Genomic DNA, 14,240 nt, shown 5'->3' with positions numbered 1-14,240 from the left:
CATCTCGTGTACAAGTGAAATCGGCAATAGACTGTAGGCATGACCACTGCCAAGTTTCCTGTTCTCATTGTCGTCGCCACGCTTGCTCTTGGCCTTTCCTCCTGTGGAGCAGATAAAAAGCCTGAGCCGGAAGTTCACACCGCCGTCGTCACCGTCACGACCACGTCGGAGTTGGCACCCACCCCACCGCCGATAGCAGCAGTGACGACGACGTCGACAAAACAGATTCCACCACCACCACCGCCTCCTCAACAGGCCTCGCCTAGCAACTTCCAGCAGGAGATGGCGGCGAAGCTGCAACAAAGCATGCATCCAGGAGACCCCATCGAGATCTATGGCAACAACATGACGCTGTGTACCCAAGGCGACGGCTACGGGATCCACATGCTGGCGGCCGGAGAAAACACAAGCTGCGAGTTCGCCCTAGCGTTGATGGGTGCTCAGATCGCTGGCCTCAACGCTACTGATGACAACGTCCGCGAACATCTGCAACCTTCTGTAGCCGTCACCAGTCCGGTAACCCATCAGCCTTACACCATGACCTGTGGCACTGACGCGAACAAGGTGATCACTTGCTCAGGCGGCAATGACGCGCTCGTGGTGCTGTACTAGCACTCCTGCAGTTCTTCGACCAGTGCAGAATACTGCGACAGCACTGGCGAATCCGGGATTCGCGCCTGTGCCACCTCTAGGATCGAGCGGTACCACCACTGTTGGCGCTCCTTCCCAGCGTTGAAGCGCTCCCACAATTCCGCGCCGATTTCCGAATGATCAGTCAGGATGCTCATGAGGTTGTGCATTTTGTCGCAGAGTGAGACCAGCACCGATTCTGGCGATGCCTCATAGCGTAGGTGCTCCAAGTAGGCGTCCGCGCGTTCTTGCCAGGTGGGCAATTCCTGCTTCGTCACGCCCAGCACGATGGCGGTCACTCGCTCACCAAAGTCTGCGCCCATCTGGGCAGCGCCATACTTTTCGGGAACGTCCTCGATGGCGTCGTGAAGCAGGCAGGCGATCAGTACGTCCTCGTCGGTTGTCGCACTGGCGGCGATACTCATGACACCAAACAGATGAGAAACATAAGGGATGTTCGTGCCTTTGCGGAGGTGTCCATCGTGGGCCCAGGCTGCGGTGTTGATGGCGCGCATAAGGCGAGGTGTGAACATGGATTCTCCTATGACGTGGAAGAAGCCCCACCATTTCGGTGAGGCTTTCCGTTGATAACGCAGTGGCCGTATCTAAGCGGTGTTCACAGCTTAGTTCGACATCCGGAGCGGAAGTTTCGTTTACACCATTTGCTTTCGATGCAACGTCCGCCATATCTCTGAAGGGAAGTTATGTCGAGTGTGCGCTTAGCTGACCGTATTTGCGGACGCTCTTTCGCATTCACACTTCTTTCTGTTAGCTCCACCTTCGCGCATATCTGGCGCTTGTAGAAGGATTGGATTACGGCTGGGCACGCTTTACAGAAGGTGCGATTGGAGTGCGTCGATAATTTTTCAGCTCTTCCATTCACTCTCCTATCTAAGTTGGGTGCTACTTGCGATACAACGTTGTATACCTGAAGCATAAACACCGCCCCAGCTGCAGGGAAGCCTTTGTGAGAAGCTCCATTATCCGGTGGTTATGACCAGTTTTTCACTCTTTTGCCAAACCGGGTACACGGGGTCCGTTAACCAATTAGACTTATTGAGGTTGCTCGCGCTTCGCTCCTACGGCTTGATCAACATGCAAGTTCCAACTGTGGCCGTTTAAGAGCGAAAACAAAAAGCTCCTTCCGAAGAAGGAGCTTTTTATGTTGTACCCCGTACGGGATTTGAACCCGTGTTACCGCCGTGAGAGGGCGGCGTCCTAGGCCGCTAGACGAACGGGGCAGGACTTCTGTTGATTATGCAGTACAGATAACTGCGGCTGGCCTACCAGGACTCGAACCTAGAATGACGGTACCAGAAACCGTAGTGTTGCCAATTACACCATAGGCCAATGTTTCCAGCGTTTTGTGCGCTGTGCAACGAGGAATACTATAACCACAATCGCGCAACTTCAACAAATCCGCTGGTGGCAGGTGCCCTCTGAGTTGGATTTCTGCCCCGGGGTCGGATTACTCACCCCGGAACGTCGGAAAACCGGCTGAAACTTCCACCCGAAGTGGGAAATTCCGCAACCGCCACCTAATCCCTAAGCGAAAGGAGTTGCTTCCCGCGCAGCGCGCAGACGGTTCAGCGTGGACTCCTTGCCCAGCAGCTCCATGGACTCGAATAGCGGTGGGGACACCGCAGCACCGGAAATTCCCACGCGCAGGGCGCCGTAGGCTTTACGAGGCTTGAGCTCGAGGTCGTCGATAAGCGCCTTGGACAGCGCTGCCTCGATGCTCGCAGTGTCAAAGGACTCGAGCGCGGAAAGCACCGAAATGGCCACCTCCAGTGGCTGCACGGCGTCCTCCTTCAGATTCTTGCGCGCCGACTTCTCGTCCAGCACCAGGTCAGAATCCGCGGTGAAGAGGAACTTGATGAGCTCCCAGCCCTCGGAAAGGGTCTTGATGCGGGTCTGGGTCAGGGAGGCAAGGAAGGCGAACTTCTCGGCGTCATAGGACGCTGGGAAGTCCGTGTACTCCTCCAGGTAGGCGCGGAAGCGCTCGGCGAAGTCTTCCGCCGAAAGCAGTCGAATGTGGTCCGCGTTGATGGCCTCGAGCTTCTTCTGATCAAAGCGAGCCGGGTTGGAGAGCACGTCGGCGACGTCAAAGTTGGAGATCAGATCATCCACAGAGAAGATGTCCTGATCGGCGGACAGGGACCAACCCAGCAAAGCCAGGTAGTTCAGCATGCCCTCTTTGATGATGCCGTTGTCGCGGTGATTGAACAGGTTGGACTGCGGATCGCGCTTGGAGAGCTTCTTGTTGCCCTCGCCCATCACGAACGGCATGTGGCCGAACTCCGGCGTAAACGAAGTCACGCCGATGCGCTGCAACGCCGCGTACAGGGCGAGCTGACGCGGGGTGGACGGGAGCAAGTCCTCGCCACGCAGCACATGGGTGATGCCCATGAGAGCGTCGTCGACCGGGTTCACGAGGGTGTAGAGCGGCGCACCATTGGAGCGAGCAACCACGTAATCCGGCTGGGTGGCGGACTGGAAGGAGATCTCGCCGCGAACGAGGTCATTCCACTTCCACTCCTGATCCGGCATACGCAGGCGCCACACCGGCTTGCGGCCTTCTGCCTCGAAGGCGGCAATCTGCTTTGCGGTCAGCTCACGATCGTAGTTGTCGTAGCCCAGCTTCGGGTCACGTCCGGCAGCCTTGTGGCGCTCTTCCACTTCTTCGGCGGTGGAGTACGCGGGATAGACTTCGCCGGCGTCGATAAGCTTGCGCAGCACATCCTCATACAGGGACATGCGCTGGGACTGACGGTACGGCTCGTGTGGCCCGCCGATGACCACGCCTTCGTCCCAGTCCATGCCGAGCCAGGTGAGGGAATCGATGATTGCTTGGTAGGACTCTTCGGAGTCCCGGGCGGCGTCAGTGTCTTCGATGCGGAAAACCAGTTTGCCACCAGTATGGCGAGCATAGGCCCAGTTGAACAGTGCGGTGCGGACCATGCCGACATGCGGGGTGCCGGTGGGCGACGGGCAGAATCGTACGCGTACTTCAGTCATGGCACCCAAGTCTAGTCCAGTAAGCTGTTGTGATTATGAGTAACCCTCGGCCGTCCACCGCCCCCGATTTCCTGCTCTCCCGGTCGCATGGCTCCGTGCGCACCCAGGGCAGTTTGGAGACATACACCGACGCCTGGGATGCCGCCGCCGCGTTAAAGGCCGGCAAGCACGACATGATCGTGGGTGCACTCCCCTTCCTGCGTGACGCCCCAGCCGCCCTTACCGTCCCTGCCCAGGTGATCCGCGAGGACGGCCCACTGGAGCCGCACTCCTACTACCGGATGGGCCCCGGCTCCGAGCTATCGGCACGCGTCACCGGATTCGACCCCTCACCCGCCGAGCATGTGGAGCGCGTCGCTGCCGCCGTATCGACGCTGTCCTCGACCCTGTTGGAGAAAGTGGTGCTCGCCCGCGCTGTGGACATCCGCTTTTCGACGCCCGTAGACCCCCGACTCGTCGCCGCGCGGCTGATCGACAACTCCCACAACTGCGACGGCTTCATCGCCAACCTCTCCCCCGTGGGCCGCGGCTTCCTGGTGGGTAGCTCCCCCGAGGTCCTGATCAAACGCCAGGGCTCGACGGTTTCTGCCTACCCGCTCGCCGGCTCCGCACCGCGTGTCGACGACCCGGTGGCCGATCACCTGGCCGGCGCCAACCTCCAGGCCAGTGCAAAGGATCTCTCCGAGCATCGCTTCGTAGTCGAGCACTTGCAACGGATCCTCACCCCGCTGTGTTCTTCGCTTTCAGTCCCAGACCAGCCCGAGCTCACCAAGACTGACGAGATGTGGCACTTGGCCACGCCGATTGTCGGCACTCTTGCGCAGCCGACAACTGCCCTTGAGCTCGCGCTACGCGTCCACCCAACCCCCGCGATCTGTGGCACGCCTGTCGACGCCGCCGAAGCGCTCATCGAATCCGTGGAAACCCCCCGTGGCTTCTACGCAGGAGCCGTCGGCTGGTGCGATAATGCCGGCGACGGCGAATACATGGTGGCCATTCGTTGCGCGGAAGTTTCTCCAGACGGTCTCACAGCTCGCGCTTGGGCAGGCGGAGGGATTGTTTCCTCCTCCTCACCGACCGCAGAGCTTGCGGAAACCGATGCCAAGCTTCGCACGATCATGCGCGCTCTGGGGTTGGGATCTCAAAACCGACGGTGAATGCAGCACTTCCACCCGAAGTGACAAATCCGGCGGCCGGAGCACACAACAAAGCCCAACCACTCAAAGAGCGGCTGGGCTTGATGCATCTGGCGTTAAAGAACTAGGCCCGCTCGATCGGGTTCCCCAAAGAGCCGATGCCTTGGACCTCGATCTCGATGAAGTCGCCGGGGACCATTTCTTTGGTGCCCGCTGGGGAGCCGGTGATGACGATGTCGCCGGGCAGCAGGGTCATGGACTCGGTGATCATTTCCAAGATCTCGCCGAAGGTCTTGATCATCTGGTTGGAGTTGGAGTCCTGCGGCGTGGTGGTCTCGCCGTCGTGGGTTAGGTGCGCCTTGATGGAGATGTTGTCGAACTCAAACCTGTCCAGGTCGGTTTCGATCCACGGGCCCATCGGCGCGAAGGTGTCGATGCCCTTGGCACGCGCCCACTGGCCGTCAGAGAACTGGAGGTCGCGGGAGGAGACGTCGTTGAGGATGGTGAAGCCGAGGATGTAGTCGCGCCAGTCGTCGGCCTTGACGTTCTTGCACGGCTTGGAGATCACCATGGCGACCTCGCCCTCAAATTCCACCTTGGTGGCAAAGTCTGGGATTTTAATGGCTGCGCCTGGCCCCACGACTGCGGTGGAGGGCTTCAGGAAGATCGTCGGCGGCAGCGCCTCGGCACTCTTGTGGAAAACCTCTGCCACGTGATCGGCGTAATTGCGCCCGAGGGCGACGATCTTGCCCGGCAGCATCGGGGCAAGCAGGCGTACCTCGGAGAGCGGCCACTGCTTGCCCGTGAATTCTGGGGCCTGAAATGGGTGGCTAGAAATCTGCTTCGCAGTGGTTCCTTCGTCGTCGATAACGCAGAAACACATTCCCTCTGGGGTGGCAATTCTTCCGATACGCATAGGGTGATCATACACACACTACGCAATTAAGGCTGCAGTTCCCTTAAGGTACGTAAGGAAAATTGCGCTACCAAGCAAAGGTAGAGTTCCGCACAGGAAATTGCATCCATTAAGGCGTTGTGAGCTCGGTAATTGGGCAAACCATAGCGCTGCCGAATCCGCGGGAGTCGAAGGTCCTCGCCGCGCGGATAGGTGCCCATGCGTTCCATGTGGCGTCGTTCTAGGGCGAAAGTATCCACTACTTGGGGTTTGAATCGCCGACCGATCGCGTGACGGAGGAACTGGGTTTCTATGGACGCATAGTGCGCGAGCAGCACTCGCCCCGAGAGCGCCTCTTGGAACAGCGGTAGCACGCTGTCCAGCGCTACGCCCGCGGCCAGTTGATCATTGGTGAGGCCGTGGATGTTGACGCTCCCGCTGACGTCGCCGGTGTCTGAAATGACAAAGTACTGTGCTTTGCCGAGGTGGATCACGCCGGCGTCGATAGGCACCCATCCGATGGACAGGATTCGATCCTTGCCTGCCTTGAGGCCCGTGGTTTCGATGTCGACGGCCAGCAAGCGCAGCTGCGAGACTGGGGTTGAGCGCGGGATTTTCATATGCTGCGGACCGGGAATTTCGTGGCCAGCGCGGTCTGCATGCTCTTGATGATCTGGAAGGCATCGCGCAGGTGCTCGCGGTCCATCTTGCTCAGCGCCTTCGGGTCCACGTGGTAAGAAGGTCGCTCCCCCGCCCGGACTTGGTCGGCCTGCCACCGCAAGGACATCGTGAAGAGGAACTCATAAGCATCGACGAGGTCACTGGCTCCCTGCGCCGAGACGGCCTTGCCTGCCGACGCCTGGAGCCGCGCAACCGTGCCCACCTCAGCGACTCCTGAAGCCAGCGCATACAGGCGCGCCATTTGAACTACCGCCGCGATACCGCCCTTCTTGACGTCGAGCGTGTTTGCGTATTCGCCGGAGCGATCCAGGACGAAGCCCCGGAAAAAGCCGAGTGGCGGTTCACGCCGTGCGGCCAGCGCAGCCAGGTGGGCGTGCATTCGGCCCGCCCCCTGAGCCATCTCGACGGCCGCCGCATGCACCTGCTCCGCTAAGTCGAGCGCACCATAAATCCCGCGGTAGTCGAAGAAGGTCTGCGCGTGCAGCAAGGCGTCCGGTTCTGGGGCGGAGATCCAGGTGCGGAAGGTGCTGATCCACTCGGAGACCGTCATCCGCCAGTTGGGGTTCATCGCCATCATGTCGCCTGGGCAGCGCACCTGGCCAGCTTTGTCGAGGCCTTCGCAGACGAAGGTGGTGAGTTGCGCGAAGTACTCTGCGTGTTCGGGGCGGTAGTCGTCGGAAAGCACCAGGCAGTTGTCCTGGTCGGAAGCGAGCCCCATGCCGCGACGCCCCTGGGAGCCCACGACCACGAAGCAATATGGCACCGGCGGTGGGCCGAGCTTCTCTTCCCCGAGCACTAGGAGCCGACGGGCCAGGGAATCCGCGGCAACTGTCAGCAACGCGGTGACTTCCTCCGCAGAGGCACCCCGCTCAATAAACCGCACAGCGACCTCCGCCGAGTTGGCATACACCGTGCCAAGCTCCTCCGGCGAGTTACGGCGGGAGAGGTCTGCGGTGAGGTAGATCGGATCGTGGCGCAGCAGTCTCATGATGTCGGCGGAAGCAATGATGCCGGCGATCTCGCCGTTGGACACCACTGGCAGATGATGGATGCCCCGCTCGGCCATCATGAGCATCGCCTCAAAGGCGAGTGCGTCTGGTGCAGCGAAAATCGGCGAGGGGGTCATCACCACGGAAACTGGTTGCGTGATGTCATCGCCGCGGGCAACTACTTTGCGCAGGTCTCGGTCGGTCAAGATCCCCTCGAGTGTGGACTCCGGCGCAATGAGCAGCGATGATACGTCCGCGTCCTGCATAGCTTGTGCAGCCTGCTGGATCGTGGCCTCTGGGCTGATCTGGGCCGGCTCCGGAATCATGAAGTCTGCCAGCTTGGTGCGGAGCACCTCGGCGGAGGTGTTGTCCCGCAGCTGGCTCGCGGCCTGGCGGATGCGCGCGCTCTGGGTGGAGAAATAGCTGTCCAACAGGGGGTTTCGCTCCGCCAAGATGGTGAACTGCTCGCGTAGCAGGCGCAGCAGCAGCGAATCTTCCTCCGCAAGCATCGTATAGAGGGAGGAAGAGTCGCCCTTGAGGGTGGAATAGCCAAAGGAACGGCCCGCTTCCCGCCGGTCCAGCAGCACCCCTTCGGAATCGAGGACGTCCACGGCCCCGGAGCGGATGACATAAAGGTAATCGTTCTTGTCACCTGCTTCGAAGATCTTTTCTCCGCGGCGAACATAAATCGCTTCCATTTGCCCTGGCAGCGCGGCCAACTCTGGCGCGGGCAGCTCGGAGTACGGGGTGAAGCCGGAAAGGAAGTCGCGGATCTCCTCGAGTTCAACTGTCATGCCATGAGACTAAACGCTGGCGGCGATCCTGTCTCCGATTTCGGTCGTAATAATCTCGGTGCGGGAAACTACATCGGCAGCCACGGCTTTTTCAATCCGCAGCGCATTGGGCTCGTCCCCTAAGTGGCGTAGTAGCATCGCGGCGGACAGGATCGCGGCAGAGGGATCAGCAATGCCTTGTCCGGCAATATCCGGTGCCGAGCCGTGGACGGGCTCGAACATGGACGGATTGGTGCGGGTGGCGTCGATGTTGCCGGAGGCCGCGAGGCCGATTCCGCCGGTAACGGCGCCGGCGAGGTCGGTGAGGATGTCACCAAAGAGGTTGTCGGTAACGATGACGTCATAACGCTGCGGGTCGGTGACCATGTAGATGGTGGCAGCATCAATGTGGTTGTAGTCCACCGTCACTTCCGGGTAGTCGCTGGCTACCTCGGCGACAGTACGTTCCCACAGGCCGCCGGCGTTCACCAGCACGTTAGTCTTGTGCACCAGGGTGAGATGCTTGCTGCGAGCCATTGCCCGCTCGAAAGCGTCGCGCACCACGCGTTCCACGCCGAAGCGGGTGTTCTGGCTGACCTCCGAGGCGACTTCCTGTGGGGTGCCCACACGCAGCGCTCCACCGTTGCCGCAGTACAGCCCCTCAGTGCCTTCCCGCACCACCACGAAGTCGATCTCCCCCGGGTTTGCCAGCGGGCTTGTCGACGTCGGGTACAGCTTCGCCGGCCGCAGGTTCACATGGTGATCCAACGCGAAGCGCAGTTTCAACAGCAGTCCCCGCTCGAGCACGCCGGGTGGCACGGCACCCGGGGCTCCGATCGCGCCCAAGAGGATCGCGTCATGTTTCCGCAGGGATTCCAGATCGGCGTCGGTGAGGAGTTCGCCGTTCTTCAGGTAGCGGCGCGCGCCGAGGTCGAAGTCGGTGGTTTCGATGTCTTCGCGCACAGCGCGCAGGACTTTCAGCGCTTCGGCGGTGACCTCAGGGCCGATGCCGTCGCCACCAATAACAGCAAGTTTCAACATTTGGGATTCCTCTCTCACCTAATGGGATGAGTGAGAGTGTAGCACGCACCAGCGTGTTAGGAACCGATAATTCCGTTCGCGTACACCATCGGGGGATTCCCTGACAGCTCAAGGTGGGAAACCGCGATGGTAACGATGGTGTGATCGCCGCCGGGAAACAATCCGGCCACGCGGCCGGAAATCCAACCGGCAGCATCTTCGATCACTGGAACGTCTCCTAGGCGTCGACAAGCAACGCCAGCAAACTTATCGGGCAGTCCGCTAGCAAACTGCCGCGCCACCGCGCCCTGATGCGCTGCCAGGATAGACACCGCGATCGGAGCCCCCACCGACAGCACCGCCAGTGTCCGAGAGGAATTGTCGATGCTGACCAACACCATCTCTGGATCCAAAGAAAGTGAGGCGAAGGCACTCACCGTCAGCCCTAGGTCCTCACCTTTATGGTGAGTAGTCACCACGGTCACCCCCGAAGGGAAAGCGCCGAGGACCTGCCGAAATGTTGCCTTCGCCATCAAATTAATCCAGCTCCAGCTGGAACTTCTTGGCACCGCCGAGGGATGCGCCGATCTCCTCGAAGAGCTCGTCCGGAACTTCCTTGTTCACGCGCAACACGAGGATAGCGCCGTTGGACTCCTGCTCCAGGGACATCGCGGCGGCTTCAACGTTGATGTCTTGAGCGCCCAACAAGGTGCCCACCTTACCCAGGGCGCCAGGCGCGTCTGGGTAGAACATGAACAGGTTGCGGCCGGTGGCGCGCATATCAATCCCGCGGCGGTTGATCCGCACGATCTTCTCCTGGCCTTCCAGACCGGCGCGCGCACCAACTACCGATGCCTTCGAGCCATCAGCAGCGAAAGCCCGCACGATCAGGGAGGAACGATGCGTGAGCGACTCAGAAGAAGAGGAAACCTTCAGCTCTACTCCGCGGTCAGCGGCGAGCTGAGGCGCGTTCACGAAGGTGACCGGCTGATCTACCTGGCCTGAGAACAGGCCACGCAGTGCAGCCAAGCCCAACACGTCCGTGCTCTCGGAGGAAAGCTCACCACAAGCCTCAACTTCGATGGTTACCGGCACGCCGTCCAGCAGGTTACCCACGACCAAGCCCAGCTTCCGGGCCAGCTCGAGCCACAGGGAAACCTCTTCCCCAACACGGCCACCGGAAACGTTGACTGCGTCAGCTACGAACTCGCCGGCCAGTGCCTTCAACACGGAATCGGCAACGTCGGTGCCAGCGCGATCCTGGGCTTCCACCGTAGAGGCGCCGAGGTGCGGCGTGACAACGACCTCGGGACGCTTATACAGTGGCGAATCGGTGCAAGGCTCAGTATCAAAGACATCGAAGCCAGCGCCACGGATGTGGCCGGACGCAATGGCGTCGCATAGCGCCTGCTCGTCCACCAGACCACCGCGGGCAGCATTGATGATGATCTGCCCCTGCTTCGCCTTGGCCAACAGCTCGGCATTAAACATGCCGGCAGTTTCCTTAGTCTTTGGCAGGTGGATGGTGACGAAGTCTGCGCGCCCCATCAACTCATCCAGCTCAACGAGCTCCACGCCCAGCTGCGCGGCGCGCGCAGGATTAGCGTATGGGTCATAAGCGATGATGTTGGTTTCGAAAGCGGCAAGACGCTGCGCAAACAGCTGACCGATGTGACCGAAGCCGACAATGCCGACAGTCTTGCCGAAGATTTCCACACCCTTGAAGGAGGAACGCTTCCACTCGCCACCACGGAGGGAGGCATCGGCGGCAGGAATCTGGCGCGCAGTGGACAGCAGCAGCGAAATAGCATGCTCACAGGCGGAGTGAATGTTGGAGGTTGGGGCATTACAGACCATCACGCCGCGATCAGTAGCAGCCTGGATATCAACGTTATCCAGGCCGACGCCTGCGCGACCAACGATCTTCAGATTAGGGGCAGCGGCGAGCACCTCTGCATCGACAGTGGTGGCGGAACGCACCAGCAAGGCATCTGCCTCTGGGACGGCCGCGAGCAATTCAGCCCGATTTGGACCATCTACCCAACGAACTTCAACAGCATCTCCGAGCGCATCAACAGTGGACTGCGCGAGCTTATCGGCGATGAGAACTACAGGACGGTCATTCGAGGCCACTTAAACATCTCCTGAGGATGGGATTGACCACTTCACGCAGGCACGACCGCGTCGGCGCGAAGCAGGTTGCCGCCGGCACGAGTGGCGACAACTGGTTCAACAGTCTAGCTTCCAGCGCGACTTAGGCAATGGCTACTCACAAATATAGGGGTGATTCTATTCATCCCATTGCATAGCTACTGGTACGTTACCAACCACGGACGCGGCGAGACGCCCATTGTGCGCTGCGTATCAAACATCGGAGTGTCCTCATCGTGGAAGTTCTTCCAGGCCAGGAAAACGCGGGGATCCAGGTCCTGCTTGACTGCCTCCCAGGTAGCCAGCTTGTCCCCTTCGCTCCCGTGGCCGTCGACATGCAGCACCGTAGCCAATTCATCATGGAATTGCATATTTTCCCGATCCCGGATCATTTGCAGCTGGAATTGGTGCAGTACGAAAGGCTTCTGCGGCAAATCATTGTCCCGGGTGAGCTGCGCTAGCCATTCGGAGACTTCATTCACCTCAGCGATCTCGACATGCCCCACTTCCTGCATAGGCCGTTGCTCCCCATACAGTTTCCATTCTGGGTCCAACGCTAGCCCGACATTAGGGCGCTTGAGCAGCTCCTCGTAGCGCTTGGCCTGATCCAAGAAGGAAGCCCGGCCCGGCTGGAGATCCAGGATCGCATAGCCGCCCGCCGCAGTGATGGCATCGATGTAGGGCGCTAGTTCTTCTGGCTTCGATTCATTGGAAAAGTCCCCGTCTGCCCCCGGGCCACCGGAGGCAACCGTAGCGATGATCTCAAACGCGGGAACCACGGGGTCTGCCGTGTGTTCCTGGTACTGCGCAACCCGGCGCTGCACCTCAGCCGCGGCCTCAGCTGGAGGTTGCTCGCCCATCACTCCCAGTGCAGGGCCACTTGGGTGCCCGTAGAGCGCCACTACGTGACGGCCGGGGAATACGAGTCCCCCACCTCCGGGCTGCTCGGCCTGCGTTTGAGCTGCCTCGATCCGCGACTTGAGCTCTGCCGAGGTTCCAAACTCGTCCCCCAGCGCCAAAACTGGTTTATCTGCCAGTCCGACCGTCGCCGCCTTCGATTCAGCGTTAAAGCGCGGATCGGCATAATCCAGCACTTTCACCGGCGCCCCAAAGGCGCGCGCTGATGCGACCGCAGCTACGGAAGTTTCTGGCCCCGCGAGCACCGGCGGAGCGGTCCCACCATCTTGGGTGCTTTGCATCGGGAAGCCCTTGGGGGCAGTAATATCCCGCGGCGCTAGTTCCTCCCCCGGCACGTTGAGCAGCACCGGGTGATCCAGATCCAAGCCAGCGACATCGCTGAGCAAATGCTCTGCAGGCCGCTCCTCAAACTGCACGGCTGTGAGGTCTCCCAGTGCTTCCTTGGTCCCGGGATCCGGAATGATGCTGAGGCCGGGCTGTTCCACCGGCGTGGCATCACCGACCATCAGCACGGTGTGTACACCCAGCTCCCCGAGCGCTGCGACCACGTCCTGCTGTGTTTCCGGTGTGGAGATCAGCATCGGTGCATGCGCCACGACGCTTATCGACGCCGCTCGCGCTTGCGCCGCCACCTCGGGCCCGGACACCACCGCTACTTCCGACTTCTCGAAGATCAGCTGAGCCACAGGCGCCCCCGATTTTTTCGGATCCGAGACCACCTGTGGCTCTTCACCAAATCGCGGTGCCACCTGGGCGGTCTCCTTCATATTCTGCTCGGCTGCGCTCATGCCGTCCTGCGAAGGCGCCACGTTGCAGGACGCGAGCAGCAAGCTGCAGGCGAGGATAATCGAAGCACGAGAGATGGAAATAATGCCGGCACCTTTCGAAGTGTTTAACTATGTTGCAAGGGTCAACAATACCCGAGGCGTGGGTTCGTGCATGGAAATGCAAAGGCCGCGGCCCTCGGGAATCCCGGAGCCGCGGCCTTGAGAAAACTAACTAGACGAGTGGATTTTTGACCCAGCTCATGAGTTCCCGCAGCTTGGCGCCAGTGGCTTCGATTGGGTGGTTGGCAGTTTCCGCGCGCAGCTCTTCGAGCTCCTTGTTGCCACCCTCAACATTGGCAACGAGGCGCTTAGTGAAGGTGCCGTCCTGGATGTCTTTGAGGATTTCGCGCATGGCGGCCTTGGATTCCTCGCCGATAACGCGTGGGCCGGAAAGGTAACCGCCGAACTCTGCGGTATCTGAGATGGAGTAGTTCATGGCAGTCAGACCGCCCTCGAACATTAGGTCAACGATCAGCTTCATCTCGTGCATGCACTCGAAGTAGGCCATCTCCGGCTCGTAGCCTGCCTCGACGAGCACGTCGAAGCCAGCCTTGATCAGTTCCTCGGCGCCACCGCACAGGACAGCCTGCTCGCCGAAGAGATCGGTCTCGGTCTCGTCCTTGAAGGTGGTCTCGATGATGCCGGCACGGCCACCACCGATCGCCGAGGCGTAGGACAGGCACAGTGCCTGCGCCTCACCCTTAGGGTCCTGATCAACAGCGATCAGACACGGCACACCCTTGCCATCTTCGAACTGACGGCGCACCAGGTGTCCTGGGCCCTTAGGGGCAACCATACCGATGGTGACATTGGCTGGTGGGGTGATCAGGTCAAAGTGGATGTTCAGGCCGTGGCCGAACAGCAGAGCGTCGCCGCCCTTCAGGTTGGGCTCAATGTCCTGAGTGAAGATCGCTGCCTGCGAGGTATCAGGGGCCAGCAGCATGATGACGTCTGCCCAGGCAGCGGCATCCGAGTTGGACTTGACCTCGAAGCCAGCCTCGCGGGCCTTATCGGCCGAGTTGGAGCCATTACGCAGGCCGATGGCAACCTCAACGCCGGAATCACGCAGATTCTGCGCGTGGGCGTGACCTTGGGAGCCGTAGCCGATGATGGCAACCTTGCGCCCCTGGATCAGGGAAAGATCGCAGTTGTCATCGTAAATCATCTCGATAGCCATGGTGATGTAGTGCCTTTCTATAGGT

The 14,240-nt window shown here is 60.4% G+C and carries 12 protein-coding genes and 2 tRNA genes; 2 read left to right on the top strand and 12 right to left on the bottom strand.

Annotated elements, in window-relative coordinates; translation table 11 throughout:
- Positions 1 to 39 precede the first annotated feature (39 nt).
- Positions 40 to 612 (top strand): hypothetical protein, encoded by a 573-nt coding sequence (locus WG915_RS06255; protein ID WP_339564520.1) that lies wholly within the window; start codon positions 40 to 42, stop codon positions 610 to 612.
- Here the strand turns inward: WG915_RS06255 and WG915_RS06250 are convergent.
- The 4 genes from WG915_RS06250 to gltX form a co-directional block, all read right to left on the bottom strand.
- On the bottom strand, positions 609 to 1,163 hold the full coding sequence (locus tag WG915_RS06250) for an HD domain-containing protein (RefSeq protein ID WP_339564519.1): 555 nt from the start codon (positions 1,161 to 1,163) through the stop codon (positions 609 to 611). The two genes, WG915_RS06255 and WG915_RS06250, sit on opposite strands and share 4 nt — an antisense overlap.
- Before the next feature lie 635 nt (positions 1,164 to 1,798).
- Positions 1,799 to 1,871: transfer RNA gene (locus tag WG915_RS06245), tRNA-Glu, on the bottom strand.
- Positions 1,872 to 1,908: 37 nt separating this feature from the next.
- Positions 1,909 to 1,980, bottom strand: a tRNA-Gln gene (locus WG915_RS06240).
- 195 nt (positions 1,981 to 2,175) lie between these two features.
- Positions 2,176 to 3,657 carry a glutamate--tRNA ligase gene (gltX, locus tag WG915_RS06235; RefSeq protein WP_339564518.1) on the bottom strand — a complete coding sequence of 494 codons (1,482 nt, stop codon included), beginning with the start codon at positions 3,655 to 3,657 and terminating at the stop codon, positions 2,176 to 2,178.
- 26 nt (positions 3,658 to 3,683) lie between these two features.
- Here gltX and WG915_RS06230 point away from each other — a divergent pair, with 26 nt between their 5' ends.
- A complete protein-coding gene (locus WG915_RS06230) occupies positions 3,684 to 4,805 on the top strand; it encodes an isochorismate synthase (protein WP_339564517.1) in 1,122 nt (373 codons plus the stop codon).
- A 103-nt stretch (positions 4,806 to 4,908) separates the two neighbouring features.
- On the opposite strand, the gene WG915_RS06225 is transcribed toward WG915_RS06230, so the two are convergent.
- The 8 genes from WG915_RS06225 to ilvC form a co-directional block, all read right to left on the bottom strand.
- On the bottom strand, positions 4,909 to 5,700 hold the full coding sequence (locus WG915_RS06225) for a fumarylacetoacetate hydrolase family protein (RefSeq protein WP_339564516.1): 792 nt from the start codon (positions 5,698 to 5,700) through the stop codon (positions 4,909 to 4,911).
- 26 nt (positions 5,701 to 5,726) lie between these two features.
- Positions 5,727 to 6,299 (bottom strand): 3'-5' exonuclease, encoded by a 573-nt coding sequence (locus tag WG915_RS06220; RefSeq protein WP_339564515.1) that lies wholly within the window; start codon positions 6,297 to 6,299, stop codon positions 5,727 to 5,729.
- On the bottom strand, positions 6,296 to 8,143 hold the full coding sequence (locus WG915_RS06215) for a DUF294 nucleotidyltransferase-like domain-containing protein (RefSeq protein ID WP_339564514.1): 1,848 nt from the start codon (positions 8,141 to 8,143) through the stop codon (positions 6,296 to 6,298). Before WG915_RS06215 ends, WG915_RS06220 begins: the two co-directional genes overlap by 4 nt.
- A 9-nt stretch (positions 8,144 to 8,152) precedes the next feature.
- Positions 8,153 to 9,160 (bottom strand): 3-isopropylmalate dehydrogenase, encoded by a 1,008-nt coding sequence (locus WG915_RS06210; protein WP_339564586.1) that lies wholly within the window; start codon positions 9,158 to 9,160, stop codon positions 8,153 to 8,155.
- A 59-nt stretch (positions 9,161 to 9,219) separates the two neighbouring features.
- Positions 9,220 to 9,675 carry a flavin reductase family protein gene (locus tag WG915_RS06205; RefSeq protein ID WP_339564513.1) on the bottom strand — a complete coding sequence of 152 codons (456 nt, stop codon included), beginning with the start codon at positions 9,673 to 9,675 and terminating at the stop codon, positions 9,220 to 9,222.
- Positions 9,676 to 9,679: 4 nt separating this feature from the next.
- A complete protein-coding gene (serA, locus tag WG915_RS06200) occupies positions 9,680 to 11,275 on the bottom strand; it encodes a phosphoglycerate dehydrogenase (RefSeq protein ID WP_339564512.1) in 1,596 nt (531 codons plus the stop codon).
- A gap of 176 nt (positions 11,276 to 11,451) precedes the next feature.
- The gene (locus WG915_RS06195) at positions 11,452 to 13,020 is read right to left on the bottom strand and encodes an MBL fold metallo-hydrolase (RefSeq protein ID WP_339564511.1); all 1,569 of its coding nucleotides are present in this window, start codon (positions 13,018 to 13,020) and stop codon (positions 11,452 to 11,454) included.
- 190 nt (positions 13,021 to 13,210) lie between these two features.
- The gene (gene ilvC, locus WG915_RS06190; protein WP_339564510.1) at positions 13,211 to 14,215 is read right to left on the bottom strand and encodes a ketol-acid reductoisomerase; all 1,005 of its coding nucleotides are present in this window, start codon (positions 14,213 to 14,215) and stop codon (positions 13,211 to 13,213) included.
- Positions 14,216 to 14,240 lie beyond the last annotated feature (25 nt).

It is taken from the genome of Corynebacterium sp. H128, assembly GCF_037482625.1.
Lineage (GTDB): Bacteria > Actinomycetota > Actinomycetes > Mycobacteriales > Mycobacteriaceae > Corynebacterium.
The sequence above is the reverse complement of the archived record's forward strand: the minus strand, read 5'-3'. Positions and strand labels throughout refer to the sequence as shown.

Excerpts from the sequence above, each read along its gene's own strand:
- WG915_RS06255 (WP_339564520.1), top strand. The coding sequence starts at position 40 with ATGACCACTGCCAAGTTTCCTGTTCTCATTGTCGTCGCCACGCTTGCT.
- WG915_RS06250 (WP_339564519.1), bottom strand. The coding sequence starts at position 1,163 with ATGTTCACACCTCGCCTTATGCGCGCCATCAACACCGCAGCCTGGGCC.
- WG915_RS06230 (WP_339564517.1), top strand. The coding sequence starts at position 3,684 with ATGAGTAACCCTCGGCCGTCCACCGCCCCCGATTTCCTGCTCTCCCGG.
- WG915_RS06225 (WP_339564516.1), bottom strand. The coding sequence starts at position 5,700 with ATGCGTATCGGAAGAATTGCCACCCCAGAGGGAATGTGTTTCTGCGTT.
- WG915_RS06220 (WP_339564515.1), bottom strand. The coding sequence starts at position 6,299 with ATGAAAATCCCGCGCTCAACCCCAGTCTCGCAGCTGCGCTTGCTGGCC.
- WG915_RS06215 (WP_339564514.1), bottom strand. The coding sequence starts at position 8,143 with ATGACAGTTGAACTCGAGGAGATCCGCGACTTCCTTTCCGGCTTCACC.
- WG915_RS06205 (WP_339564513.1), bottom strand. The coding sequence starts at position 9,675 with ATGGCGAAGGCAACATTTCGGCAGGTCCTCGGCGCTTTCCCTTCGGGG.
- ilvC (WP_339564510.1), bottom strand. The coding sequence starts at position 14,215 with ATGGCTATCGAGATGATTTACGATGACAACTGCGATCTTTCCCTGATC.